The sequence below is a fragment of the Rhodococcus sp. 14C212 genome (genome assembly GCF_011058195.1).
In the GTDB taxonomy this organism is placed as follows: domain Bacteria; phylum Actinomycetota; class Actinomycetes; order Mycobacteriales; family Mycobacteriaceae; genus Rhodococcus; species Rhodococcus aetherivorans.
Genome location: NZ_JAALEH010000083.1, coordinates 1 through 26,060, shown reverse-complemented (window position 1 = coordinate 26,060; position 26,060 = coordinate 1). Strand labels below are relative to the sequence as shown.

General features: G+C 71.5%; 23 protein-coding genes. 9 read left to right on the top strand and 14 right to left on the bottom strand.

Features of this window, described 5'->3' with window-relative positions:
* The first annotated feature begins 318 nt into the window (after positions 1-318).
* The 6 genes from G6038_RS24630 (at position 319) to G6038_RS24605 (ending at position 6,717) form a co-directional block, all read left to right on the top strand.
* On the top strand, positions 319-2,421 hold the full coding sequence (locus tag G6038_RS24630) for a RecQ family ATP-dependent DNA helicase (protein WP_165040655.1): 2,103 nt from the start codon (positions 319-321) through the stop codon (positions 2,419-2,421).
* A 249-nt stretch (positions 2,422-2,670) separates the two neighbouring features.
* Positions 2,671-3,102 carry a diaminobutyrate acetyltransferase gene (gene ectA / locus G6038_RS24625; RefSeq protein ID WP_165040654.1) on the top strand — a complete coding sequence of 144 codons (432 nt, stop codon included), beginning with the start codon at positions 2,671-2,673 and terminating at the stop codon, positions 3,100-3,102.
* Between the two features lie 43 nt (positions 3,103-3,145).
* Positions 3,146-4,426, top strand: a complete 1,281-nt coding sequence (gene ectB / locus G6038_RS24620; protein ID WP_165040653.1) for a diaminobutyrate--2-oxoglutarate transaminase — start codon at positions 3,146-3,148, stop codon at positions 4,424-4,426.
* A gap of 55 nt (positions 4,427-4,481) precedes the next feature.
* A complete protein-coding gene (locus tag G6038_RS24615) occupies positions 4,482-4,877 on the top strand; it encodes an ectoine synthase (protein ID WP_006937217.1) in 396 nt (131 codons plus the stop codon).
* Positions 4,878-4,926: 49 nt separating this feature from the next.
* Entirely contained in the window at positions 4,927-5,862 is a 936-nt protein-coding gene (locus G6038_RS24610) for a D-isomer specific 2-hydroxyacid dehydrogenase family protein (RefSeq protein WP_165040652.1), read from the top strand.
* A 21-nt stretch (positions 5,863-5,883) separates the two neighbouring features.
* A complete protein-coding gene (locus tag G6038_RS24605; protein WP_165040651.1) occupies positions 5,884-6,717 on the top strand; it encodes an NAD-dependent protein deacetylase in 834 nt (277 codons plus the stop codon).
* Positions 6,718-6,727: 10 nt separating this feature from the next.
* Here the strand turns inward: G6038_RS24605 and proB are convergent, their stop codons facing one another.
* The 9 genes from proB to G6038_RS24560 form a co-directional block, all read right to left on the bottom strand.
* A complete protein-coding gene (gene proB, locus G6038_RS24600) occupies positions 6,728-7,828 on the bottom strand; it encodes a glutamate 5-kinase (RefSeq protein ID WP_165040650.1) in 1,101 nt (366 codons plus the stop codon).
* 32 nt (positions 7,829-7,860) lie between these two features.
* Positions 7,861-9,318 (bottom strand): GTPase ObgE, encoded by a 1,458-nt coding sequence (obgE, locus tag G6038_RS24595; RefSeq protein WP_100058654.1) that lies wholly within the window; start codon positions 9,316-9,318, stop codon positions 7,861-7,863.
* A gap of 199 nt (positions 9,319-9,517) precedes the next feature.
* Positions 9,518-9,781, bottom strand: a complete 264-nt coding sequence (gene rpmA / locus G6038_RS24590; RefSeq protein WP_006937229.1) for a 50S ribosomal protein L27 — start codon at positions 9,779-9,781, stop codon at positions 9,518-9,520.
* Positions 9,782-9,817: 36 nt separating this feature from the next.
* Positions 9,818-10,129: a 50S ribosomal protein L21 gene (rplU, locus tag G6038_RS24585; RefSeq protein ID WP_006937230.1), complete on the bottom strand. Its 312-nt coding sequence runs from the start codon at positions 10,127-10,129 to the stop codon at positions 9,818-9,820.
* A 205-nt stretch (positions 10,130-10,334) separates the two neighbouring features.
* A complete protein-coding gene (locus G6038_RS24580) occupies positions 10,335-13,472 on the bottom strand; it encodes a translation initiation factor IF-2 N-terminal domain-containing protein (protein WP_165040649.1) in 3,138 nt (1,045 codons plus the stop codon).
* 385 nt (positions 13,473-13,857) lie between these two features.
* Positions 13,858-14,277, bottom strand: coding sequence for a nucleoside-diphosphate kinase (gene ndk / locus G6038_RS24575; RefSeq protein ID WP_006937234.1), 420 nt, complete (start codon positions 14,275-14,277; stop codon positions 13,858-13,860).
* 16 nt (positions 14,278-14,293) lie between these two features.
* The gene (locus G6038_RS24570; protein WP_165040648.1) at positions 14,294-14,719 is read right to left on the bottom strand and encodes a DUF4233 domain-containing protein; all 426 of its coding nucleotides are present in this window, start codon (positions 14,717-14,719) and stop codon (positions 14,294-14,296) included.
* Positions 14,716-16,149, bottom strand: a complete 1,434-nt coding sequence (locus tag G6038_RS24565) for a folylpolyglutamate synthase/dihydrofolate synthase family protein (RefSeq protein WP_165040642.1) — start codon at positions 16,147-16,149, stop codon at positions 14,716-14,718. Before G6038_RS24565 ends, G6038_RS24570 begins: the two co-directional genes overlap by 4 nt.
* The gene (locus tag G6038_RS24560; protein ID WP_165040640.1) at positions 16,146-18,821 is read right to left on the bottom strand and encodes a valine--tRNA ligase; all 2,676 of its coding nucleotides are present in this window, start codon (positions 18,819-18,821) and stop codon (positions 16,146-16,148) included. The genes G6038_RS24565 and G6038_RS24560 overlap by 4 nt, the downstream gene beginning before the upstream one ends.
* A 101-nt stretch (positions 18,822-18,922) precedes the next feature.
* On the opposite strand from G6038_RS24560, the gene G6038_RS24555 reads away from it, so the two are divergent.
* Positions 18,923-19,873, top strand: a complete 951-nt coding sequence (locus G6038_RS24555) for a TIGR03621 family F420-dependent LLM class oxidoreductase (RefSeq protein ID WP_165040630.1) — start codon at positions 18,923-18,925, stop codon at positions 19,871-19,873.
* 61 nt (positions 19,874-19,934) lie between these two features.
* Here G6038_RS24555 and G6038_RS24550 read toward each other — a convergent pair whose 3' ends face one another.
* Positions 19,935-21,938: a S9 family peptidase gene (locus G6038_RS24550; RefSeq protein ID WP_165040628.1), complete on the bottom strand. Its 2,004-nt coding sequence runs from the start codon at positions 21,936-21,938 to the stop codon at positions 19,935-19,937.
* A 94-nt stretch (positions 21,939-22,032) separates the two neighbouring features.
* Complete coding sequence (locus tag G6038_RS24545) at positions 22,033-22,356, bottom strand: MarR family transcriptional regulator (protein WP_240918710.1); 324 nt, start codon at positions 22,354-22,356, stop codon at positions 22,033-22,035.
* On the opposite strand from G6038_RS24545, the gene G6038_RS32180 reads away from it, so the two are divergent.
* Positions 22,241-23,053, top strand: coding sequence for an MFS transporter (locus G6038_RS32180; RefSeq protein ID WP_346772911.1), 813 nt, complete (start codon positions 22,241-22,243; stop codon positions 23,051-23,053). The two genes, G6038_RS24545 and G6038_RS32180, sit on opposite strands and share 116 nt — an antisense overlap.
* A 118-nt stretch (positions 23,054-23,171) precedes the next feature.
* Here G6038_RS32180 and G6038_RS24535 read toward each other — a convergent pair whose 3' ends face one another.
* From G6038_RS24535 to G6038_RS24525, 3 genes are all read right to left on the bottom strand, one after another.
* The gene (locus G6038_RS24535; RefSeq protein WP_165040626.1) at positions 23,172-23,798 is read right to left on the bottom strand and encodes a maleylpyruvate isomerase N-terminal domain-containing protein; all 627 of its coding nucleotides are present in this window, start codon (positions 23,796-23,798) and stop codon (positions 23,172-23,174) included.
* Positions 23,799-23,815: 17 nt separating this feature from the next.
* The gene (locus tag G6038_RS24530; protein ID WP_072635044.1) at positions 23,816-24,232 is read right to left on the bottom strand and encodes a hypothetical protein; all 417 of its coding nucleotides are present in this window, start codon (positions 24,230-24,232) and stop codon (positions 23,816-23,818) included.
* A gap of 110 nt (positions 24,233-24,342) precedes the next feature.
* Positions 24,343-24,957, bottom strand: a complete 615-nt coding sequence (locus G6038_RS24525; protein WP_165040625.1) for a GNAT family N-acetyltransferase — start codon at positions 24,955-24,957, stop codon at positions 24,343-24,345.
* A gap of 151 nt (positions 24,958-25,108) precedes the next feature.
* Here G6038_RS24525 and G6038_RS24520 point away from each other — a divergent pair.
* A partial coding sequence (locus G6038_RS24520; RefSeq protein WP_165040623.1) for an FAD-dependent oxidoreductase occupies positions 25,109-26,060 on the top strand: 952 nt, incomplete at its 3' end.

Genomic DNA, 26,060 nt, shown 5'->3' with positions numbered 1-26,060 from the left:
ACCCCCGACCCCCACCGACCGACCCGCCGTCTCCACCGCTCTCGAAAGCTGCTGCCTCGCAGGAATTTCGTCGCAACCAGCGCAGCGGTCCCGGGTCGGTGCGACCGTGGCGCCGACGACCCCGGCGCGCGCGGCGTGCCGCGCAGCCACCGGCCCGGAAGGCGGCGGCCCGACGGGACCGACGGGTCGTTCGCCGATGGAACGACCCCGTTCGTCGCGCAACACGGCACGTTCGTCCCCGAAGCGAACGCCACGGCCGGCGCGGGCGCCCCTCACGGCGGCGCGACGGTGTCGTCCTCGTCCGGCACGATGGGTCCCATGAGCACCGCCACCACGGATCTGCGCGACGAAGCCGAACGACTGCTCCGCGACCTCGCGGGACCCGGCGCCCGGTTGCGCGAGGACCAGTGGAGCGCCATCGAGGCGCTGGTGGTGCATCGCCGGCGAGCGCTGGTCGTGCAGCGCACGGGCTGGGGCAAGTCGGCCGTCTACTTCATCTCCGCCAAGCTGCTCCGCGCCCACGGGCACGGACCGACCGTGATCGTCTCCCCGCTGCTGGCCCTGATGCGCAATCAGGTCGAGTCGGCGCAGCGCGCGGGCGTCCGCGCGGCCACGATCAATTCCGGCAACGTCACCGAATGGGAGGAGATCCACCGGCAGGTCGCCGACGGCGTGGTGGACGTCCTGCTCGTCAGCCCGGAGCGGCTCAACAACCCGGACTTCCGCGACCGGGTGCTGCCGGCGCTCGCCCGCGACGCCGGACTGGTGGTGGTCGACGAGGCGCACTGCGTCTCGGACTGGGGACACGACTTCCGGCCGGACTACCGGCGCATCCGCACCCTCGTCACCGAAATCGGCGAGGGCATCCCGGTCCTCGCGACCACCGCGACGGCGAACGACCGGGTCGTTGCGGACGTGGCCGCGCAACTCGGCGTCGGGGAGGGCACGGGCGAGACCCTGGTGCTGCGCGGCGGCCTGGACCGGCCGTCGCTGCACCTGTCCGTGCTGCGGATCGACGAGCCCGCGCGCCGGGCGGCGTGGCTCGCCCAGCACCTCGACGAGCTGCCCGGTTCCGGAATCGTCTACACCCTCACCGTGTCGGCCGCGCACGACCTGGCCGCGCTGCTCTCCGAGCACGGTCACACCGTCGCGGCGTACACCGGGCAGTCGGATCCGGCCGAGCGGGAGCAGCTGGAGGCGGACCTGCTCGCCAACCGGGTCAAGGCGCTGATCGCCACCTCCGCCCTGGGCATGGGGTTCGACAAGCCGGACCTCGGGTTCGTGGTGCACCTGGGAGCGCCGTCCTCACCCATCTCCTACTACCAGCAGGTCGGTCGCGCGGGCCGTGCGACCGAGCGGGCGGAGGTGATCCTGCTTCCAGGACCCGAGGACCGGCAGATCTGGAGCTGGTTCGCGTCGGTGGCCTTCCCGGGGGAGGACGTGGTGCGGCGGGTGATCGAGGTGCTCGAGCCGGAGCGGCCGCAGTCCACGCAGGCCCTCGAGCCGTTGGTCGACCTCAACCGGTCCCGGCTGGAGATGGTGCTCAAGGTGCTCGACGTGGACGGTGCGGTACGCCGGGTGAAGGGTGGCTGGATCGCCACCGGTGTGCCCTGGGAGTACGACGCCGCCCGGTACGCGAAGCTCGAGCGGGCCCGCGAGGCCGAGCAGGAGGCGATGCTCGAGTACGAGCGGACCACCCGGTGCCGGATGGTGTTCCTGCGCACCCAGCTCGACGATCCCGACCTGACGCCCGACACCCCGGGCTGCGGGCGGTGCGACAACTGCTGCGGGGCGCGGTGGCCGGCGGACGTCGACGACGCCGAGCTGGGCCGGGTGCGGGCCCGGCTGGACCGGCCGGGGGTGGACCTGCCGCCGCGGCGGCAGTGGCCGACGGGAATGGCCAAGCTCGGCGTGGCACTGTCCGGGAAGATCACCGACGGGCCCGAGCCGGGCCGGGTACTCGGCCGGCTGTCGGACCTCGGGTGGGGACCTCGGCTGCGGGCGCTGCTGGACGGCCCCGACGCGCCGGTGCCCGACGCGGTGGTGCAGGCCGCCGTGGAGGTGCTCAAGGCCTGGGACTGGTCGCACCGCCCGACCGCGGTGATGGCCGTGGAGTCGGCGACCCATCCTCGCCTGGTCGGTTCCCTGGCGGCGCGGCTGGCGCAGCTCGGCCGGCTCGAGGATCTCGGCGTGCTGCGTGCCCGGCCCGGCCGGCCCCCGGTGACGGCAGCGAACTCGGCGTACCGGATCGCCGGCCTCGTGGACGCGTGGGAGAGCCCCGACCTCCGCGAAACCCGGGGACCGATCCTGCTCGTCGACGCGGTCACCGACACCGGCTGGACGATGACGATGGCGGCACGGACCCTGATCCGGGCCGGGGCCTCCGCGGTGCTGCCGCTGGCTCTGGCGAGCCCGAAATAATCGCCGCGCTCGGCCCGGGCGCTACACGAAGTGACCCTTCTCACATGGGTGTCTCACCTGCGCGGAGGCGGGGTACTCGGCGACGGATCCCGACAAGGCGGGTGAATCCCGCCCACGAAGTTGTTAGGTTCGAGACCGCTTATGACGCCTGTGACGCAGAGAAGTACCCCGCCCCGTGTGCCCGCCGAAACGGCGAGCGCGCCGACCGAGCCGAATTTCCGCACACCGCGTATTTCCGACGGAATTCGCATGTGGCAGATCGCGCGCGACTCGAAAGTGCTCGACGTCAATTCCAGTTATGCATACGTGCTGTGGTGCCGCGATTTCGCGGCGACCTCGGTCGTCGCCACCGCGGGTGACGACGAGGCGGTGGGTTTCGTCAGCGGCTACCGCCGTCCCGAGTCACCGAACACGCTGTTCGTCTGGCAGGTGGCCGTCGACCAGGCCCAACGTGGCCGCGGCATCGCGGGCCGGATGCTCGACAGCCTGTGGGACCGGCTCGCCGACGCCGGCGTGAACCGGCTCGAGACGACCGTCAGCCCGGACAACGAAGCGTCCATCGCGCTGTTCACGGCGCTCGCCCGGCGACGCGGACTGCGCATCACCCGGAGCGAATTGTTCACCCCTTCGGATTTTCCCGATTCACACATGGCCGAGGATCTCTACACGATCGGCGAATGAATACACGACCGGCGAAAGCGAATTCGCCGCAGGAGGACGAGGAATGACCATCCTGGAGCACCCCGAAACCCCCGCCAAGCACAGCGTTTTCGATTACCTCGAATCCGAGGTGCGCAGCTACAGCCGCGGCTGGCCGGCCGTGTTCGACACGGCGTCCGGATCGTGGCTCCGCGACGAGAACGGCAAGGACTACCTCGACTTCTTCGCCGGCGCGGGAGCCCTCAACTACGGGCACAACAACCCGGTCCTGAAGACCGCGCTCGTGGACTACATCATGGGTGACGGCATCACCCACGGCCTCGACATGTCCACCGTCGCCAAGCGGGAGCTGCTCGAGACGTTCGAGAGCCACATCCTGGCCCCGCGCGGCCTCGACTACAAGGTCCAGTTCCCCGGCCCGACGGGCACCAACGCGGTCGAGTCGGCGCTCAAGCTCGCCCGCAAGGTCACCGGCCGCGAGTCGATCATCAACTTCACCAACGCATTCCACGGGATGACCCTGGGTGCGCTGTCGGTGACGGGCAACTCGATGAAGCGGGCCGGGGCCGGCGTGCCGCTGGTGCACGCCACCCCGATGCCGTTCGACAACTACTTCGACGGTGTCACCGAGGACTTCCACTGGTTCTCCCGCGTGCTCGACGACTCCGGCAGCGGCCTGAACCGCCCGGCGGCGGTCATCGTGGAGACCGTGCAGGGCGAGGGCGGCGTGAACGTCGCCCGCCCCGAATGGCTCCGTGCCCTCGCCGATCTGTGCGCCGAGCGCGACATCCTGCTCATCGTCGACGACGTGCAGATGGGCTGCGGCCGCACCGGCCCGTTCTTCTCGTTCGAGGTCGCGGGGATCACCCCGGACATCGTGACCCTGTCGAAGTCGATCGGCGGGTACGGCCTGCCGCTGGCGCTCACGCTGTTCAAGCGCGACCTCGACGTGTGGGGCCCGGGCGAGCACAACGGCACGTTCCGCGGCAACAACCCGGCGTTCGTCACCGCGGCGAAGGCGCTGCAGCACTACTGGGCCGACGACCGCCTCGAGCGCGAGACGTTGCGCAAGGGCGAGCGGATCCGGCAGACCTTCATGAACCTGTCCGACATGTTCGACGGCGTCTCCACCCGCGGTCGCGGCATGGTTCAGGGCCTGGTGTTCGACGAGCCGAACGACGCACAGAAGGTGTGCGCCCTCGCGTTCGAGCAAGGCCTGCTCGCGGAGACCTCCGGCCCCTCCGACGAGGTCGTCAAGCTGCTTCCGCCGCTGACGATCGGCGACGACGAGCTCGAGCACGGTCTGAACATCCTGTGCGAGGCCACCTCGGTGGTCCGGGCCTGAGTCCCGACCGCCGTCGAACCCCGTACGAAAAGACACGCTTCAGAAGGACTTACGTATGATCGTCCGTACCACCGAGGAAATCACCGGCACCGAGCGCGACATCACGTCGGACAACGGCAACTGGCGCAGCAAGCGCATCGTGCTCGGCGGCGACAAGGTCGGGTTCTCGTTCCACGAGACCACGATCGAGGCCGGCACCGTCAACGAGTTCCACTACGCGAACCACATCGAGGCGGTGTGGCTCATCGAGGGCACCGGCACCCTCACCGACCTCGAGACCGGCACGGTGTACCCGCTCGCGCCCGGCACGATGTACCTGCTGAACGGCCATGAGCGGCACCGCGTCGAGCCGGACACCCGGATGCGCATGTTCTGCGTGTTCAACCCGCCGGTCACCGGCCGGGAGGTCCACGACGAGAACGGCGTGTACCCCCTCGTCGAGGTCGTCTGAGAGCCCGCAGCGAGTGACCGGCCGGGCGTTCGCGCCTAGAGTCGGAGCCATGACCTACGAGCGACAGCCGCGCATCGCCGTCGGCCCCGCCCCGGACATCGTGTTCGACCGGGCGATCGGGGCCGGCGGCGGTCGCGTGTGCGGGTTCGACGACCGCCCCGACGCCGTGGTCTGGACCGCCGGACCGGACGAGTTCCCCGCGGTGCTGCCGGCGTCGGTGCGGTGGGTTCAGTTGCCCGCCGCCGGCGTGGAGGACTGGCTCGACGCCGGCGTCATCCGCGCGCACCCCCAGGTGACGTGGACGTCGGCCGCCGGGGCGTTCGCCGCGACGGTCGCCGAACACGCGCTCATGCTGCTGCTCGCCGGCGTGCGGGCGCTCCCCGACCACCTGGCGGCCACGTCGTGGACGCCGAACGTGTTCTATCCTCAGCTGGGCACCCTGCGCGGCGCCACCGTCGGGATCATCGGGGCGGGGGGCATCGGCCGGGCCCTGATCCCCATGCTCGGTTCGCTCGGCGCCCAGGCGCTCGCGGTCACCCGCAGCGGCCGCCCCGTCCCCGGCGCCGTGGAGACCGTCCCCGTCGCACGGATCGACGAAGTATGGCCCCGCGCAGACCATTTCGTGATCGCCGCCCCGGCCACGGCCGAGACCGAGCAACTGGTGGGCGCCGACGAGCTGGCCGCGATGAAGCCCACCGCCTGGGTGATCAACGTTGCCCGCGGCAGCCTCGTCGACACCGACGCGCTGGTGGACGCCCTGAGCCGCCGCGTCATCGCGGGCGCCGGTCTGGACGTCACGGATCCCGAACCGCTGCCGGACGGGCACCCGCTGTGGTCGCTGCGCAACGCCATGATCACGCCGCACGACTCCAATCCCCCGGCACTGCGCATCCCCGCGTTCGCCGAGCACGTGACCGAGAACGTCACGCGCTTCGCGGCCGGCCTCGATCTCGCCGCGGTCGTCGACCCGAGCGCCGGGTACTGACCCGCCGCTACCCTGGACGGGGTGATCGAACCGCTGCACCACCTGCTCGACGGCCGGCGGTTGTGCGTGCTCACCGGCGCGGGCATCTCCACCGACTCCGGCATCCCGGACTACCGCAGCCCCGGCGCGCCACCCCGCAACCCGATGACCTACCAGCAGTTCGTCGGGGATCCGGAGTTCCGCCGCCGCTACTGGGCGCGCAACCATGTCGGGTGGCGGCACATGGACTCCGCACGGCCGAACGCCGGGCACCGCGCCCTCGCCGCGCTCGAACGCCGCGGCACCGTCCTCGGCGTCCTGACCCAGAACGTGGACCTGCTGCACACCAAGGCCGGCAGCCGGCGGGTGATCGACCTGCACGGCTGCTACGCGCAGGTGCGCTGCCTGGCGTGCGACCACCGGATCTCGCGCTTCACCCTCGCCGAGCGGCTCACCGCCGCCAATCCGGGCTTCCTCGAACGGGTTCGGGGGACGAGCGGTCTCGAGGTGGCGCCCGACGCCGACGCGGTCGTCGACGACACCGGCAGCTTCCGAATGGTGGACTGCGAGCGGTGCGGAGGAATGCTCAAACCGGACATCGTCTACTTCGGTGAATCGGTGCCACGCGAGCGCGTCGACCGCGCCTTCGCCCTCGTCGAGGCGGCGGAGGCCCTGCTCGTGGTCGGCAGCTCTCTGACGGTGATGTCCGGACTGCGGTTCGTGCGGCACGCCGCCAAGCGCCGCATGCCCGTGGCCGTGGTCAACCGTGGTGTCACCCGCGGCGATCCCCTCGCCACCGTGAAGGTCGACGCGGGCTGCTCGGAGGTGCTCACGGCCCTGCTCAGCGCGACACCGGCGGCCACGTCCGGCCGGTGACCGCCCGCGCCTACAGCGTCACGAGATCGTCCGCGTGCACCACCGGCCGCTGCAGGTCCGCCGGCAGCTGCCGCGTGGAGAAGCCGATCATCCAGTCCAGCTCGGCGGCGTCGTAGGCCACCACGCCGCGCCCCACCGTGCGGCCGTCCGGACCGACCAGCGCCACCACGTCCCCACCGTGGAAGCGCCCGCTCATTCCCGTGATGCCCGCCGCGAGCAGCGAGCGGCGCCGTTCCACCACCGCCCGTACCGCGCCCGCGTCCAGGTGCAGGGTGCCGTGGGTGTCGGCGGCGTGCCGCACCCAGAACCGCCGCGCCGACATCCGGTCGGGCCGCGCCGCGAACGCGGTACCCACGTCCGCGGCACCGAGGGCGCGGTCGGCCTGCGACGCGGCGGTGAGCAGCACCGGCACACCCGAATCCGCGGCCAGCCGCGCGGCGGACAGCTTCGACGCCATCCCGCCCGTGCCGAGGGAGCCCCCGGACCCGGCGACGACGCCGTCGAGGTCCTCCGGGCTCGTCACCTCCGCGATGAGGTGGGCGTCGCCCTTACGGGGATCACCGTCGTAGAGGCCGTCGACGTCGGAGAGCAGGATCAGCGCGTCGGCGCCGACGAGGTGCGCGACGAGCGCGGCGAGACGATCGTTGTCGCCGAACCGCAGCTCGGTGGTCGCGACGGTGTCGTTCTCGTTGACCACGGGCACGGCGTGCAACGCGCGCAGCCGGTCGAGGGTGCGCTGGGCATTGCGGTGCTGGGTGCGCCGCGCGATGTCGTCGGCCGTGAGCAGCACCTGCCCGACGGTGCGGCCGTACCGCGCGAAGGAGGTGCCCCATGCGTGGGCCAGGGCAAGCTGTCCGACGCTGGCCGCGGCCTGCTTGGTGGCCAGGTCGCGGGGCCGGATGGTCAGGCCCAGCGGGGCCAGGCCGGCGCCGACCGCGCCGGAGGACACCACCACCACGTCCGAGCCGGAGCGCATGCGCTCTTCGAGCGCGTCGACCAGGCCGTCGAGACGGTCCCGGTCGAGGCCGCCGACCAGGCTGGTGATGGCGGACGAGCCGATCTTCACCACGACGCGGCGCGCGCCGGCGACGGCCTCCCGGGTATCGCTCACGATCTCCTGCTTCTGGGCTCGTTGGGCGGCGGTCAGAACTCGTCGTCGTCGGTCGCGAGGCCGCGGCGGACCCGCTTGGCGTGGCGACGTTCGGCGGCGCCGACCCGATCGACCTGGTCGAGCCGGGCGTCGGTGCCGCGGCCGGTGGGTACGACGTCCACGCCGGCCTGGGTCTGCGGCTCCCACTCGAACGAGACGTCGCCGATGGTGACGGAGGCACCCGGTTCGGCGCCCTGCTTGACGAGTTCGTCCTCGACACCGAGGCGGGCGAGCCGATCCGCGAGGTAGCCGACGGCCTCGTCGTTGTCGAACGCCGTCTGACGCACCCAGCGCTCGGGCCGGGTGCCGCGCACGATGAAGCCGCCCGGCGTCTCGGGGTCGGCGACGACGCTGAAGCCGGTCTCGTCGACGGCGACGGGCCGGATGACCGGCCGCCGCGGCGCGGCCGGCGGATGCGCCTGCCGGTACTCCTCCACCATCCGCGCCAGCGCGAAGGTCAGCGGACGCAGCCCTTCCCGGCTGACGGCGGAGATCCGGAACACCGGCCAGCCCCGCTCCTCGAGCTCGGCGGTGACGAAATCGGCGAGTTCGGCGGCGTCCGGCACGTCGACCTTGTTGAGGATGACGATGCGGGGACGATCGGCGAGGTCGCCCAGGCTGCTGTCGCCGGACAACGCCGGCTGGTACGCGGCCAGCTCGGCCTCGAGTGCGTCGATGTCGGAGACGGGATCGCGCCCCGGCTCGAGCGTCGCGCAGTCGACGACGTGCGCGAGCACGGCGCAGCGCTCGAGGTGACGCAGGAAGTCCAGGCCGAGACCGCGGCCCTGGCTGGCGCCGGGGATCAGGCCCGGCACGTCGGCGACGGTGAACGTGGTGTCGCCCGACTGCACGACCCCGAGGTTGGGGACGAGTGTGGTGAACGGGTAGTCGGCGATCTTCGGCTTGGCCGCGGACAGCACCGACACCAGGGAGGACTTGCCGGCGGACGGGAACCCGACCAGCCCGACGTCGGCGACGGACTTGAGTTCGAGGACGAGATCGCGCTCCTCCCCCTCCTCGCCGAGCAGGGCGAAGCCGGGGGCCTTGCGGGCCTTCGACGCCAGGGCCGCGTTGCCGAGGCCGCCGCGGCCGCCGTGGGCGGCGACGAAGCGGGTGCCGGCGCCGACCATGTCGGCCAGGATCCGGCCGTCCTTGTCGAGCACGACGGTGCCGTCGGGCACCTTGAGCACGAGGTCGCCGCCGTTGGCGCCGTCGCGGTTGCTGCCGGCGCCCTGCGTGCCGTTCGTGGCCTTCGCGTGCTGGTGGAAGTGGAAGTCGAGGAGGGTGTGGACACCCTCGTCCACCTCGAGCACGACGTTGCCGCCGTTGCCGCCGTTGCCGCCGTCGGGGCCTCCGAGCGGCTTGAACTTCTCGCGATGGACGGAGGCGCAGCCGTTGCCACCCTTGCCGGCGGTGACGTGCAGCACCACCCGGTCGATGAAGCGGGACATGGGTGGACCTCCGTCGAATGGTGGAACTGTTGTGTCGACCGGTAGCCCGACTGGGCCGGGACTACCGGGGTTGTGCCGGAACGACCGCTACCGGTCGCCCCGAAAACAGTAGGGGCGGACCCGGGTGTGCGACCCTGGTCCGCCCCTACTGGGAGTATGTGCGAAGGGAACCTCCGCGGTGTCCGATTCGGACGGCAGATCAGGCGTCTGCCGCGACCGGAACGATGTTGACCGTCTTGCGACCACGCTTGGTGCCGAACTCGACGGCACCGGCAGCGAGGGCGAACAGCGTGTCGTCGCCGCCACGGCCGACGTTCACGCCGGGGTGGAAGTGGGTGCCGCGCTGGCGCACCAGGATCTCACCGGCGTTGACGGCCTGGCCGCCGAAGCGCTTGACGCCGAGACGCTGGGCGTTCGAATCGCGACCGTTGCGGGAGCTGGATGCGCCCTTCTTGTGTGCCATGACGAACCCTCCTGGGGTTTGAAGCGGAAGCCCGAATTACTTGATGCCGGTGACCTTCAGGACCGTCAGCTTCTGACGGTGGCCCTGGCGCTTGTGGTAGCCGGTCTTGTTCTTGAACTTGTGGATGCGGATCTTCGGGCCCTTGGTGTGCTCGACGATCTCGCCGGTGACCGTGACCTTCGCCAGCTTGTCGGCGTCGGTGGTCAGCTCGGCTCCGTCGACGACGAGGACCGGAGCAAGCGAGACAGCAGTGCCGGGCTCACCCTCGATCTTCTCGACCTTGACGAGATCGCCCTCAGCGACCTTGTACTGCTTACCGCCGGTCTTGACGATCGCGTACGTTGCCATCGGACGGCTACCCCTTGCTAGTTCGAACGTGCTCGCGCCACGGTGTGCAACGCGACTGGTCTGGTGTGGTTGCTGACTCGGGGCCCGCCACCTTCCCGCATCGGGCGCAGCAGGGCCGTATCGCCGAGTAGCGACTGACCAAGATTACGGGAAGGTGACTGCCAGGGTCAAACCGGGCCCGCACGGAGTCGGGCCCGGTCGGACCTCATGCCTGTGCTTCGACCGGCGGGCCCGCGGGCCGGCCCGCGGCCCGGCGACGACGCGGCCGTCGAACGACCACCGGCTCGGCGTTCTCCCCGTCCGGGACCGGCGCGGTGGCCACCGCCGCGGGCTCCGGTGTGGGGGCCGGTGTGGGCACCACGAAGACGGTGCCGGCGCCGGTGCCGTCGCCCGTCGGGGCCGCGGCGGCCCGTGAGACCCGGCGACGGCGACGGGCCGTCGGCTCGGCAGCCTGCGCTTCGGCCGGCTTCTCGGCAGCCTGCGCTTCGGCCGGCTTCTCGGCCACCGGCGCTTCGGCCGGCTTCTCGGCCACCGGCGCTTCGGCCGGCCGTGCCTCGCGCGTTTCGGCGGGCTGGGCCGGTGCGGTCTCGGCCGGCCGGGTCTGCGCGGCCGGCGTCTCCACCGGCGCTGCCTGCGCCTGCTCGGCGCCGGTTTCCGCCGGATGCTCGTCGTGGTTCCCGTGGTGCGCGGCCATCGCCAGGGCCACCGGGTGGGCACGCTTGACGGTCGCGTCCACCGTCGCGACCTCGGGTACCGGCTGGGGCGCAGCCGTCTCGGCCGTCGCCGCCTCCGGCTGGGCACCGCGGTCGCGGCCCCGGCGGCGCCGCGAGCCGCTCTCGGCGCGGGCGGGCCGCCCACCGTCCTCGGCCGCGCCGGCCTCGACGGGTTCGCTGTGCACGACGATGCCGCGGCCGTGGCAGTGCTCGCACGTGGTGGAGAAGGCCTCCACCAGCCCTGTGCCGAGCCGCTTGCGCGTCATCTGCACGAGCCCCAGCGAGGTCACCTCGGAGACCTGGTGACGGGTGCGGTCCCGCCCGAGCGCCTCGGTGAGGCGTCGCAGCACCAGGTCGCGGTTCGACTCGAGCACCATGTCGATGAAGTCGACGACGATCATGCCGCCGATGTCGCGCAGCCGCATCTGCCGCACGATCTCCTCGGCCGCCTCGAGGTTGTTACGGGTGACGGTCTCTTCGAGGTTGCCGCCGGCGCCGGTGAACTTGCCGGTGTTGACGTCGACGACGGTCATCGCCTCGGTGCGATCGATGACGAGCGTGCCACCGGACGGCAGCCACACCTTACGGTCGAGCGCCTTGGCGAGCTGCTCGTCGATGCGGTGGGCGGCGAACACGTCGCGTCCGCCCGATCCGGGATCGTGCCGCTCCACGCGGGGCACCATGTCCGGCGCGACGGTGCGGATGTAACTCTCGACGGTGTTCCAGGCGTTCTCGCCCTCGATGACGAGTTTGGAGAAGTCCTCGTTGAACAGGTCGCGAATCACCTTGACCAGCAGGTCGGGCTCTTCGTAGAGGGTCTTCGGCTGTCCCGAGCCGTCGGACTCGAGCTTGGCGGCCTGCTCCTCGATGGAAGCCCACTGCGTCTGCAGGCGCTTCACGTCGCGGGCGAGCTCGTCTTCGCTCACACCCTCCGCCGCGGTGCGGATGATCACGCCGGCCTCGGCCGGGACGATCTCACGCAGGATCTCCTTGAGCCGCTTGCGCTCGGTGTCGGGCAGCTTGCGGCTGATGCCGGTCGACGAGCCGCCCGGCACGTACACCAGGAACCGCCCGGCGAGGCTGATCTGCGTGGTGAGGCGGGCGCCCTTGTGCCCGACCGGGTCCTTGCTGACCTGCACGAGCACGCGGTCACCCGGCTTGAGGGCCTGCTCGATCTTGCGGGAGTTGCCGCCGAGCCCGGCGGCCTCCCAGTTGACCTCGCCGGCGTAGAGGACGCCGTTGCGGCCCCTGCCGATGTCGATGAACGCCGCCTCCATCGAGGGAAGCACGTTCTGGACACGGCCGAGGAAGACGTTGCCGACCATCGAACCGGATCCGGCGCTGGTCACGAAGTGCTCGACCAGGACGCCGTCCTCGAGGACCGCGACCTGCGTGATGTTCCCGGGGTGCGCACCGTCACCGGTCCTCTCGCGCACCACCATGACGCGGTCGACGGACTCGCGACGGGCGAGGAACTCCGACTCGGTGAGGATCGGGGGCCGACGGCGGCCCGCGTCCCGGCCGTCGCGACGGCGCTGGCGCTTGGCCTCGAGCCGGGTGGAACCGGTGATGCCCTGCACCTCGTCCTTGGCGGCGCGGGCCTTGGGCCGCGGCTCGCGCTCGTGGACGACGGTGGGGACGGAGTCGTCCTCGGCGACGGTCTCGGCGCCGTCCGCGCTGCCCTTGCGGCGACGACGGCGGCGACGGCGACGCGAGGGACCTTCCGCGGACTCCTCCTCGGCCTCGGCCTCCTCGGCCTCGGCCTGCTCGGCGGTCGCGGCTTCCGCCGTCGCCGGCTCCTCGACCTCCGCCGGCTCCTCGACCTCCGCCGGCTTCTCGGCCTCCGCCGCCGGTACCTCGGCCTCCGCCGCAGCAGTCCCCTCCTCGACGGTGGTCTCGTCCTGCGTCTCGGGCTGTTCGCCGCGGCCACGGCCACGGCCGCGGCGGCCACGACGGCGCCGACGCGGCTCCTCCTCCTCGGCGGTCTCCTCGGCCGGTTCCTCCGCCGCGGCGGTCTCCTCGGTGACCTCCTCGGCGACGGCGGGCTCGGGTGCCTCGGCCGGGCGCCGGGCGCGGCGTCGACGGGGCGCGGCCTCGGCGGGAGCGGTGACCTCCGGCTGCAGGAACAGCGGCGCGCTGACGACGGGCTCGGCGGTGCTCGGCTCCGGCGCGGCGAACACCGGGGCCTCCTGCTCCACGCCGGTGAACAGGGCCGGGGCCGCGGGTGCCTCGACGGACTCCGCGGCGGGTTCCTGAGCGGTGGTGTCCTGGACCGCGGCGGCCTCCGCGGCGGCCGGCTCCTCCGTGGGGACCTCGGCGGTCTCCGCGACGACGGCTTCTCCGGCGGGCACCTCGGGCGCCTCACCCACCGGTTCCGGTGTGGCTTCCGCGGCGGGCACCGGTCCGGCCTCGGCCGGCGCGCCGAGCGCGGCGCGGATCTGTTCGGCGAGGTCGCGCTGCAGACTCGAGTGGGCACTGCGCAGCTCGGTGCCGAGGTCGGCGGCCTTGGCCATGACCTGTTTGCTCGTCAGGCCGAGCAGTTTGGCAAGGGCGTGCACGCGCATCTTCGGCGGCAGCACCACGGTGCCCTCTTCGTTGGAATTGTCGTTCGGCGGCGCTTGTTCGGCCACGTAGGTCTCCTCGGGCCCCCGGGCGCGTCCATCCTCGTCTCGAGCGATGTGACGCGGCCACGCGAGGGCGCTGTCTGTGTGTGCTCGCACCGGTAGGCGCGAGATGTGCGGTCTCGCATCGCGCGGTCGTCCGGTGCCCGTTTTCACTGCACGGCCGAGCGGTGCCTGGCTGGATCGCGGATCGAGCGCCGGTGCATCCAGCGTGCAACCGAGCGAGGTGTCTCCTGCGTCCCCGGTCACAGCGATGTCGGGCATCGATCCGTGATGTCGTTCGGTCGTTCCGCAACACTCGAAGCGGGGCGACCTACCTCAGTATCCCACACAGAGGTCTGTTGATACGCCAACGGCGCCCCGGAGGGCGCCGCGGCGGGGCAGTCGATACGGATCAGGACCCGGCGAGGGCAGGGAACCAGAGGGCGATCTCGCGCTCGGCGGACTCCACCGAGTCGGAGCCGTGCACCAGGTTCTCCCCGGCGTCGAGCCCGAGATCACCGCGGATGGAGCCGGGGACGGCCTTCTCCACCGGATCGGTGCCGCCCGCGAGCTGACGGAACGCGGCGATGGCGCGGGGGCCCTCGAGCACGGCCGCGACCAGCGGACGCGACGTGATGAACTCGATCAGGCCGGGGTAGAAGGGTTTGCCCTCGTGCTCGGCGTAGTGGGCGGCGGCCACCTCCTCGGTGGCGGTGCGCAGCTCGAGTGCCACGATGTCGAGTCCCTTGCGCTCGATGCGCGAGAGGATCTCTCCGACATGACGACGGGCCACGCCGTCGGGCTTGATCAGTACCAGGGTCCGCTCAGTCACGCGCACAGCGTAGTGGTCAGCCCCGCTGCCCCGGCAGCAGACCCCGTGCCTCGCGGTCCTTCATGTCCTTGCGCAGGTACAGGATGTAGCCCCAGACCACGCTGAAGAGCACGCCGACGATGCCGAGCGACAGGTCCACCACGAAGCCCAGCAGGGTCAGCACCTGCAGCGCGAGGTTGTACCAGAGCGCCCACGGCCGGCCCTGCAGCCCGGCGCCCGCGATCATCGCGACGGCGAGGAGCACGATGTAGCCGCCCGAGAACCACGTCAGCCCCCCACCGATGACCGCGACGACCGGCAGCACGAGCAGGACCACGATGGCCTCGAGGACGAGCGTGCCGGCCATGACGCCGCGCAGTCCCTTCCATGGGTCCTTCGCCGGGGGCCGGACGGCGGAGTCCCGGGCCGGCGATTCGCCGGTGTTGTCAGCTGCCTCGCTCACGCGGGGTCCTTTCCGAAGAGAGTGCGGGCGGCGCCGGCGGTCACCACCGAACCGGTGACCACGACGCCCGCCCCCGATACTGCCTCACCCGGCTCGGCGACCTCCTCGGCGATGGCGATGGCCGTCTCGAGGGCGTCGGGCAGTGTCTGCGCGACCACCACGCGTTCGTCGCCGAACCGGGCCACGGCCAGGTCGGCGAGCTCGTCGACGTCCATGGCCCGCGGCGAGCCGTTGTGGGTGACGACGATCTCGTCGAACACCGGCTCGAGCGCGTCGAGCAGACCGGGCACATCCTTGTCGGCCATCACCGACACCACTCCGACCAGCTTGCGGAAGTCGAACTCGTCGGCCAGGGCCGCGGCGAGTGCCTTCGCTCCGTGGGGGTTGTGGGCGGCGTCGAGGAAGACCGTGGGGGCGCTGCGCACCCGTTCGAGCCGGCCCGGGTTGAGCACCGACGCGAACGCCGCACGCACCGCGTCGCCGTCGAGCTGCCGGTCGGCGCCGGCCCCGAAGAACGCCTCCACGGCGGCGAGCGCGAGCGCGGCGTTGCGGGCCTGGTGCTCGCCGTGCAGCGGCAGGAAGATGTCGGTGTACACCCCGCCCAGGCCCTGCAGCTCGAGCTGCTGACCCCCCACGGCGATGCGCCGGGCCAGGACCCTGAACTCGGAACCCTCGCGCGCCACGGCGGCATCCGCCTCGACGGCCCGGCGCAGCAGCACCTCCATCACCTCGGGCTCCTGCTGAGCCAGGACGGCGACGGTGTCGCGGGGCACGAGCCCGTCGTCGGGAGCCTTCTTGATGATCCCGGCCTTCTCCCCCGCAATCGTCGGGAGGTCGGGGCCGAGGTACTCGGTGTGGTCGAGTCCGATCGGGGTGATCACCGCGACCTGCGCGTCGACGACGTTGGTGGCGTCCCAGGTGCCACCGAGTCCCACCTCGACGACGGCGACGTCGACGGGAGCCTCGGCGAACGCGGCGAATGCCATCGCCGTGGTCACCTCGAACTTGCTCATCGCCGGGCCGCCCGCAGCCTGCGACTGCACGTCGATCATCGCGACGTACGGTTCGAGTTCGCGGTAGGTGTCGACGTAGGTGCGCGGCGAGACCGGCGCCCCGTCGATGCTGATCCGCTCCGTGGCCAGCTGCAGGTGCGGGCTCGTGGTGCGGCCGGTCCGCCGGTGCAACCGGGTCAGCAGGGCGTCGATCATCCGGCTCACCGACGTCTTGCCGTTGGTGCCGGCGATCTGAATGGCGGGATAGCTGCGCTGCGGGGAGCCGAGCAGATCCATCAGCGCCGCGATCCGGGTGAGCGACGGCTCGATCTTGGTTTCGGGCCAGCGTTTGTCGAGTTCGGCCTCGACCAGGGTCAGCTCGGCCAGGTCGACCGGCGAAGGCTGCGCCGGCGTCGCCGCGGACCGGTCCTCGCTCACGCCGGCCCCAGCTCCTGGAGGCGGGCGGTGATCCGGGCGATCTCCTCCTCCGCGATCTGCTTGCGGGTGGTGATCTTCTCCACGACCGCCGCGGGTGCCTTGGCGAGGAACGCCTCGTTCGCGAGCTTGCCGGACGTGCCCGCGAGCTCCTTCTCGGCAACCGCGAGGTCCTTGCCCAGGCGGGCACGCTCGGCCGCCACGTCGACGGTGCCGGAGGTGTCCAGCTCGACGGTGACGGTGGCGCGGGACAGGCGCACCTCGATGGAGGCGGTGGCGGCGAACCCGTCCGCCGGCTCGGTCAGTCGCGCCAGCGACCGCACGGCCGGCACCTGGGCGGCCAGGTCGGCGGCGTCGATCTCGGTGAGCCGCGCGGCGACCTTCTGCGACGGCTTGAGGCCCTGGTCGCTGCGGAAGCGGCGGACCTCGGTGACGAGCTTCTGCAGATCCTCGACGCGGCGCGCGGAGTCGGCGTCGGCCGCGACCCCGCTGGTGCCCGGCCACGACGCGACGACCACGGACTCGCCGCCGGTGAGCACCTTCCAGAGGGTTTCGGTGACGAACGGGATCACCGGGTGCAGCAGGCGCAGCAGCTGGTCGAGGACGTTGCCGAGGACCGCCTTGGTCCCCTCCGCGTACTCGCTGCCGTCGGCGAGCTGCACCTTGGCGAGCTCGAGGTACCAGTCGCACACCTCGTCCCACGCGAAGTGGTAGAGCGCTTCGCACGCCTTGGAGAACTCGAACCGTTCGAACGCCTCGTCGACCTCGGCGCGGACCTGCTCGAGCCGGTCGAGGATCCACCGGTCCGCGTCGGTGAGCGCAGCGCGCGCCGGCAGCTCGGTGACGACGGCGCCGTTCATCAGGGCGAACTTGGTCGCGTTGAACAGCTTGTTGGCGAAGTTGCGGGAGGACTGCGCGTGGTCCTCGCCCACGGCCAGGTCGCTACCCGGGTTGGCGCCCCGGGCGAGGGTGAAGCGCAGTGCGTCGGCGCCGTACCGCTCCACCCAGTCCAGCGGATCGATGCCGTTGCCGCGCGACTTGGACATCTTCTTGCCGTACTGGTCGCGCACGAGGCCGTGCAGGAACAGGTCCTTGAACGGCACCTGGACGCCGGACTTCCCGCCGGCGGTGATCGCCTCGTCGTTCGCGACGTACAGGCCGAACATCATCATCCGGGCCACCCAGAAGAACAGGATGTCGTAACCGGTGACGAGAACGCTTGTGGGATAGAATTTTTCGAGATCCGGCGTCTTGTCGGGCCAGCCCATCGTGGAGAACGGCCACAGGCCCGAGGAGAACCAGGTGTCGAGCACGTCGGGGTCCTGCTCCCAGCCCTCGGGGGCGGTCTGGTCCGGACCGAAGCACTCGACCTCGCCGTCGGGGCCGTACCAGATCGGGATGCGGTGCCCCCACCACAACTGCCGCGAGATGCACCAGTCGTGCATGTTGTCGACCCAGGCGAACCAGCGCGGCTCCTGGCTGGCCGGGTGAATCACGGTGTGGCCGTTACGGACCGCGTCGCCCGCCGCCTCGGCGAGCGCATCGACCTTGACCCACCACTGCATCGACAGCCGGGGCTCGATGGTCTCGCCGCTGCGCTCGGAGTGACCGACGCTGTGCAGGTAGGGACGCTTCTCGGCGACGACCCGCCCCTGCTCGGCCAGCGCCTCGCGCACCTCGACCCGCGCCTCGAACCGGTCCATGCCGTCGAATTGCGTTCCGGTGTCGGCGATCTTGCCGGCCTTGTCCATGATGGTGGGCATCGGCAGGTTGTGCCGCAGGCCCATCTCGAAGTCGTTGGGGTCGTGCGCGGGCGTGATCTTCACTGCGCCGGTGCCGAATTCGGGGTCGACGTACTCGTCGGCGATCACGGGGATCCGACGGCCGGTGAGGGGGTGCTCGAGGGTGGTGCCGACCAGGTGCTTGTAGCGCTCGTCGTCCGGGTGCACCGCGACGGCCGTGTCGCCCAGCATCGTCTCCACACGGGTGGTGGCGACGATCACGTGCGGCTCGTCGTCGTCGAGGGAGCCGTAACGCAGCGATACGAGTTCGCCCTCGACCTCCTCGAACTTGACCTCGATGTCGGAGATCGCGGTCTGCAGGACGGGCGACCAGTTCACCAGTCGCTCGGCCCGGTAGATCAGTCCGTCGTCGTAGAGCCGCTTGAACATCGTCTGCACGGCCCGGGAGAGGCCCTCGTCCATGGTGAACCGGTCGCGGGACCAGTCGACGCCGTCGCCGATGCGGCGCATCTGGCCCTGGATGGTGCCGCCGGACTCGCGCTTCCAGTCCCAGACCTTGTCGACGAACAGTTCGCGGCCGAAGTCCTCCTTGGCCTTCCCGTCCACCGCGAGCTGCTTCTCGACGACGGTCTGGGTGGCGATGCCGGCGTGGTCCATGCCGGGCAGCCAGAGCACCTCGTAGCCCTGCATGCGTTTGCGGCGCGACAGCGCGTCCATGAGGGTGTGGTCGAGGGCGTGCCCCATGTGCAGGCTGCCGGTGACGTTCGGCGGCGGCAGCACGATCGAGTAGCCGGGCTTGTCGCTGGACGGATCGGCGACGAAGTAACCGGCGTCCACCCAGCCCTGGTACAGCTCGTCCTCTACGGCGCTGGGGTCCCAGCTCTTGGGGAGGGCGTCGGCGGGGTTCTCGTGGTTCTCTGGCGCACTGGTCACCCCGCAATCGTAGTCAGCGAAGGCAAACCGCCTGCACACGCCCCACGCACCCGGAGCGGGCCTGCTGGACTGCGGATCCCGGGTACGGCACCGTGACAGACGTGAACGAGTTCCGCTTCGCCACGAACGTCTTCGCCCTGGAGTCGGCCGGCGCGTTCGCCGGCCGGTGCCGCCGCGTCGAGGCCCTCGGGTACGACACGCTGTTCGCCGCGGACCACCTGGGGGTCCCCGCGCCGTTTCCCACGCTCGTCGCCGCGGCGCAGGCGACCGAGCGGCTGCGGGTGGGCACGCTCGTCCTCAACGCTCCGTTCTGGAATTCGGAGCTGTTGGCCCGCGATGTCGCGACCACCGATCTCCTCACCGGCGGCCGGCTCGAGCTCGGCCTCGGCGCCGGGCACATGAAGTGGGAATTCGACGAGGCCGGCATCGGCTGGGAGCCGATCGGGCGCCGCGTCGATCGGCTCGAGACCCTGATCGACGGCCTGGGGCGCCGCTTCGCGGAGGGCGGGTACCCGCAGCAGGCCGAGCTGCGCGCCGGCATGGGCCTGGCACCGCTGCAGCCGGTCCAGCGGCGCGGGTTCGGCGGCACCGGTCCCCCGCTGCTGATCGGCGGCACCGGGGATCGGGTGCTGCAGCTGGCGGCCGAGCGCGCCGACATCGTGGGGGTGGCCGGTGCCGTGCAGGTGCCCGGACAGGCACCCGGGGTGCTGCGCATCGCGACGGCCGACGAGGCCGACGAGCGCGTGCGGTTCGCCCGCGAGCGCGCCGGCGCCCGCGGGGACCGCCTCGAGTGGCAGGTGCTGGTCCAGGCGGTCGTGGTGACCGACGACCGCGAGCGCGCGGCGCGGGCACTGCTCGAGCGCTACGGCCCGATGATGAGCGTCGAGGAGCTGCTGGACACGCCGTTCGCGCTGATCGGCACGGTGGAACGGATGGCCGATCAGGTCCTGCGCAACCGCGACCGCTACGGCTTCACCTACTACACCGTCCACGGGCCGTACCTCGAGGCCTTCGCCCCGGTGCTGGAGCGGGTGCGGACGCTGGGCGGGTGAGCGTCGCCCGGGCGGAGGCGCTGCTCGAATCCCGAGCCGCGCACCGACGCGATCCTCACAGTCAGCCGAGCACCTCGGGCAGTTCCCGGGGCCGCGCGAGCACATGCTCCGAGAGGAACGCCTCGACCACCTCGTACCAGATCTTCGCGTGCTGGGGGCTGAGCACCCAGTGGTTCTCGTCGGGGAAGTAGAGGAAGCGGTGCACGGTGGAGCCGTCGGCGGCGGCGGGCACTCCCGACTCGGACAGCAGCTCGTACCACAACCGCAGCCCCTCCCCGATCGGCACGCGATAGTCCTTGTCGCCGTGGATCACCAGCATGGGGGTGACGATGTCGGCGACGTACAGGTGCGGCGAGTTCTCCACCGCCATCTCGGGGGTCATCTCCCGGGCCCAGTACCAGGCCGAGTCCGTGGTGGGCCCGAACTGGTCCAGGGCCCACAGGCTCGCGTGGGTGACGATCGCGTGGAACCGGTCGGTGTGCCCGGCGATCCAGTTGGCCATGTAGCCGCCGAAGGATCCACCCATCGCGGCGGTGCGCTCGGCGTCGATCTCGGGTAGCTCGATCGCCGCATCGGTCAGGGACATCAGGTCGGTGTAGGGCTCCTTGCCCCAGCGGCCCCACCCGCGTTGGACGAAGTCCTGCCCGTAACCGGAGGACAGCGCGGGGTCCGGGAGCAGCACGGCATAGCCGCGGGCGACGAGCAGCCACGGATTCCACCGCCACGACCAGGTGTTCCAGGAGCCGAGCGGGCCGCCGTGGATCCACAGCAGCAGCGGCGCGGGTGCGTCCGGATCGGCGGCGGCCGGCAGGGCCAGCCAGGCCCGCAGCGGGGTGCCGTCGGCAGCGGCGGCGGTGATCTCCGTGAGGCGGCCGGGCAGGCCGGGCAGCTCCGCGGGGGCGCGCAGCGCGGTGACGGTGCCGGAGCCGTCGAGCGCGATCCGCACCGGGTGCGGCGGTGCGTCGTAGGCGGCGCGCAGGGCGTAGACGCACGTTCCGTCGGGCGCGACGCGCAGGTCCGTGTAGGCGGCGGCGTCGGTGGTCAACGGCGTGGGGATGTCGGCCCACAGCGCCACCTGGAAGATCGGGGCGCGGCCGTGTTCGTCGGCGGTCACGAGCAGGGCCCCGGAGTCGGGCCGCCAGACCACCGCCGTCGGCCACCGGTCCCACCCGGGTACCAGCTGCGTCGTCTCACCCGAGCGAAGGTCGAACAGCCGCAGAGTGATTCGCGGCGCCGTCTCGGGGTCGGAGTGCGTTTCGTGCAGGAACGCCACCCGGGTGCCGTCCGGCGCGATCGCGGGGGCGAACACGTCGGCGGTCTCGTCGTCGACGAGGACCGTGCGCAGTCCGGTGTCGGTGTCGATGCGCACCAGGGTGGTGCGGCGGGACCCGAGCGGCCCGGGCACCGACCAGGTGGTGACGACGAAGCTGCCGTCGGCGGCAAGGTCGAGGGACGCCTCACGCAGGGCGCCTCCGGGCCCGGGGGTCAGGTCCGACAGGGGCGCGTGCGGGCCGTCCGCGAGGGCGAGCAGGTGCGGTTCGCCCGGTCCGAGGTCGTGATCCCAGTGTCGCACCGGGTATCCGCTGTGCAGCACGGCGGACACCTTGCGCTTCGTGCGGGCGTCCCGGATCCGTTCGTCGTCGCCGTCGGTGCGGCCGAGCACGTCCGCCGTCACCACGATCCGGTCCGCTGCCTCGGCCGCCCGCACGCCGCGCACCCCTCCCTTGCGGGAGACCACCGGCTGCGCCTCGCCGCCGGTGGCGGGCAGCCGCCACAGCGCGGCGGGGGCGTCGCCGCCGTCCGTCCCGTCGGCCCGGGCGGCGGTGAACAGCAGATCGCCGGCGGCTGTGAAAACGGGATTCGACTCGCCCTTCGCACCCCACGTGAGCCGCCGGGCGGGCGCGTGCCCCTGCGGGTCGACCTCCCACAGCGCCCCGACATACCCGGTCCCCTCCTCGTCCAGGGTGGACTGGGCGATCACGACGCGGGTCCCGTCCGGCGACAGCGCGAGCGCGGTGACGCGCGGGAGAGCGAGATAGTCGTCGAGGTCGTCGAATGCGGTCATGGTGCCCGAGGGTAGTGCTCGCCGGAGGCGTCGCCGGGGAGCCGACACGGCCCGGTCGGGATGCGCCGCCGGCGCTCCGCGCGGGCGCGAGCGATCAGCCCACGAGCGGGTGGTCTGCGGACAGCGCGGCCAGGCGCTCGAGCAGCGGGGCGACGGCGACGAGGGCGGCCGCGTCGTCCGGCTCCATCTCGGACAGCAGGCGCTCCACACCGGTAATCCACATCCGGCGGATCAGGTGGCCGTTGCGTTCCGCCAGGGGCGTCCGGTGCAGGTGATGGGACCGTCCGTCGCGGGGGTTGGACGTGCGGGCCACCAGTCCCCGCTGGACCAGGCTGCGCACCGTCGCGCTGACGTTGCTGCTCTGCAGTCCGAGCACGCGGGCGAGATCGGAGACGGTCGCACCGGGACGGTCGGACAACGCCGCAGGACTTCGATCTCGGACTGGGGCAATCCCATCAGTCCCGCTTCCCGCTCCCCGAAGCGCTGCAGCGTCCACACCAGGGTCCGGACGCTGTCTGCCAGGCGCTCCACCCCGTTCTCCGCGGCCTCCCCCGAATTGGACATGCGACCGTCGCTACGTCGGATATCTGCTCGCCCACACGTTCGCGTTCGGCGTGCTGTTCGCCTACATCTCCGCCTCACCGTTCGTGCTGCAGAACATCCACGGCCTGTCCACCGGGTGGTTCACCGTCGTGTTCGCCCTCAACGCCGCCGGCATCACCCTGGGCAACGTCGTCAACACCCGCCTGCTGGAACACACGACCGCGCACCGCCTGTTGACCGTCGGCCTGGTCCTCCTGACCGCACTGTCCGCGTTGCTGCTGGTCAACGCCCTGCTCGGCCCGGCACTCCCGGCCACGGTCGTGGTGCTGTGGTTCGCGGTCTCGAGTCTCGGCCTGGTGATCGCGAACGCCGCGACCAGCGCTCTGGAGCAGGTCCGTCACGCCGCCGGCACCGGCTCCGCGCTCCTCGGCGCCCTGCAGTTCCTCCTCGCGGCCCTCGTGGCCCCACTCGTGGGGATCGCGGGCGAGGACACAGCCGTCCCCATGGCCCTGGCCATGCTTCTCAGCGCCGCACTCGGCCTCGGCGCACTCGCACTGACCGGACGCCGTTGACCGGAGACACGTCCGTCCAGGGGCTGCGCAGCGTGGCCGCCCTCAGGGGTGGCCACCGGGCGGGGACGGCATCGCAGTGCCACCGCGGGAGCCGTGCCGCGTCACATGCGCGGTTGCCTCATCGCATCACCGGCATTATCCGCGCGCCCGACCGGCCCGATGCGGCCTCGATGAAGTCCCGCGCATCCGGGACGGCGGCGAGCACGTTGCGGGTGCGTTCGAGTGCCTCCGATTCGGGCGGCGGTCCGCCGACCGTGTCGACGACGTCGAGCAGGTGGACGGTCGTTTCGAGGATGGCCAGGTCGAGGAGTGCACCGAGCGTCACCGAGCCCAGCAGAGGATGTGGGACGACGGTCTCACGGCCGAGGCCGGTCAGGCGATCGAACGCCTGCGGCAGTTCGACGGCGAATCGCTCGACGAGCGTCTCCCGGCCGACGTCGGTGGCGGCGCGGCGAACCATCTCCGCGATCCGTCGGTGCATCGGTTCGGCGGCGACCGGGTCGGCGTTGAAGATGCGGAGCATCTCCGCGGCGCTGGTGACCTTCGCCGTGCCGTCGGGCGCGGGGTCGGCGAGCAGGGCGATCAGGGCGTCGGGTGTGACGTGGACGTAGAGGTCCCGAACGGTCCAGCCCCGCAGCCGGGTCGGGGCCGTCCACTGCTCGTCGCTCAATTCCCGTGCCCGTTCGGCCCATGAGCGCCACAGCCGTATCAGCAGGGCTCGATCCCGGTCGAAGGTCGATGTCACCGCTCCCCCTCGTTCGGTCACCCGCGCGGCGGCCTCGGCCGGTGGGTGGTCGTCTTCCTGATGCTCCCGTCGGTGTCGTAGTAGGTCCACTCGCCGGTCTTCCTGCCGTGCTCCCAGTTTCCGCTGTCGACGAGCGTTCCCGCCGTGGTCCAGCGCTCCCAGTGGCCGTGCTTCTCACCGCGGGCGAACCCGCCGCGCTGCAGCAGGCCGCCGGTGGCGCGGTACCAGGTCCAGGGGCCGTGCAGGACGCCGCGGTCATAACCACCCTCGGAACGCAACGCCCCGCCCGCGAAGTAGTGCCGCCACGTCCCGTGGCGCTCACCGTCGACGTAGTTGCCCACCATCACCCCGCCGTGCGGGTCGGGCTCCGCCCACTCGCCGGTCTTGCGGCCGTGACCGTCCACGGCGTTCGGACTCTCGGCCGGCGTGCTCATCCGGAAGCCCCGAACCGGCCCAGGTCGACCATCGAGAGATCTCCCACGAACGACGAGTATATGCAAGCGATTGCTTGCATATCAACAGCTCGGCGGGACGGCTCGCCGGGTCACCGCGTCACGGGCTCGCGCCACATCTTCCACAGGGTGGGACCGCCGTTCGGGACGGCGATCTCGCCGGTGACCCGGAAGCCGAACCGCTCGTAGTAGGAGATGTTCTTCTCCTTGCTCGATTCGAGGTAGGCGGGCACGCCTTCGGCGTCACAGCGGTCCAGCCGGGACCGCAACAGCGCCTTCCCGAATCCCCCTCCGCGCGTGGCATTTCCGGTCCCGATGGCGGAGAGGTACCAGTGCGGCTCGGCCGGATGCGCATCCTCGAGTGCGCCGTCGACCCCGGCGCCGACGCGGGCGCGGCCGCCGAGCGCGTGGATCATCCCCGCGGTGAACAGCACCGACCGCCAGCCGGTGACCTTCCATCGGCCCGGCGGCGCCCACATGGTCGCGCCCCCGGTGGCACCGTCCGGACCCTCGGCGATCTCGAGTCCGCCGTGCGCCAGCAGGTGGTGGCGCGCCTCCGCGGCGAACATGCGGGGCAGACCTCGGCGCCGGCGCTCGTCGTCGGGCCACATCCACATCATCACCGGATCGTCGAAGAACGCGTCGGCGAGGGTGCGGGCGAAGACCGGTATGTCCCGTCTGGTGACCGGGCGGACGGCGGGGGTCATGCGGACGAGGCTACCGGCGTCGGCGATGGAACGTTGCCGCCCAGCAGGTTTTACGTCGTTGTCACACGGGGGCGGGCAAACCTGTTTCATTTCGTGCAACACTGTTTCTCAACACGAAACCACCCCCTGTTGCGAGTTGTGAGGAAGCACGATGACCGAAACCGCGAACATCGTCATCGTCGGCGGCGGACTCGAGGGCCTGGCTGCGGCCTGGTGCCTCGCCGAACGCGGCGAAACCGACGTTCTCGTCCTGGAACGCGGGACCCTGTGTTCCGGCATGACCGGCAAGTCCAGCGGCATCGTCCGCTGCCACTACGGCGTTCCGTCACTGGCGGCGATGGCCTGGCACGGCGTGCAGGTCTTCTCCGCGGCCGAGCAGATCTTCGGCACCGACATCGGCTTCCGGCAGACTGGATACGTCGTCGGCGTCGGACCCGACAACACCGCCCCGCTCGCCGCCAACGTCGAGATGCACCGCTCCCTCGGTGTGCCCGTCGAGACGATCGACGCCGACGAGGTTCGCCGGCTGCTGCCCGGAATCGCCCTCGACTCCTTCGCGGCCTTCGCGTACGAACCCCTTGGCGGCCACGGCGACGCCTACATGACCGGAATGGCCTACGGCACCCGCGCCCGCGGCCTCGGCGTGCGAGTGCGCCAGAGCACCACCGTCACCTCGCTCCTGCAGCGCGACGGCGGCGAGGTATACGGTGTGCGTCTCGCGGACGGCTCCGAGATCCACGCGGGCACCGTCGTGCTCGCGACCGGCGTGTGGTCGCCGGCGCTCGGCGCGACCGCCGGGGTGGACATCCCGATCCGGGCCCAGCGGGAACAACTCCTGCTGGTCGACCAGGGCGAACCCACCCCGGACATCCCCACCTTCTCCGACCTGGTGAACCTGCAGTACATCCGGCGCGAGCCCAACGGGGACCTGCTGGTGGGCAACAGCGACCACTCCACTCCGGAGTGGGCCGACCCGGACGACTACGTCAATCGCGCCGACGACCCCTTCGTGGAAACCGCCATCGCGAAGCTGGACCGGCTGCTGCCGGCCATGCCCGATCCGCGGCTCGCCTCGTCGTACGCGGGATGCTACGACACCACCC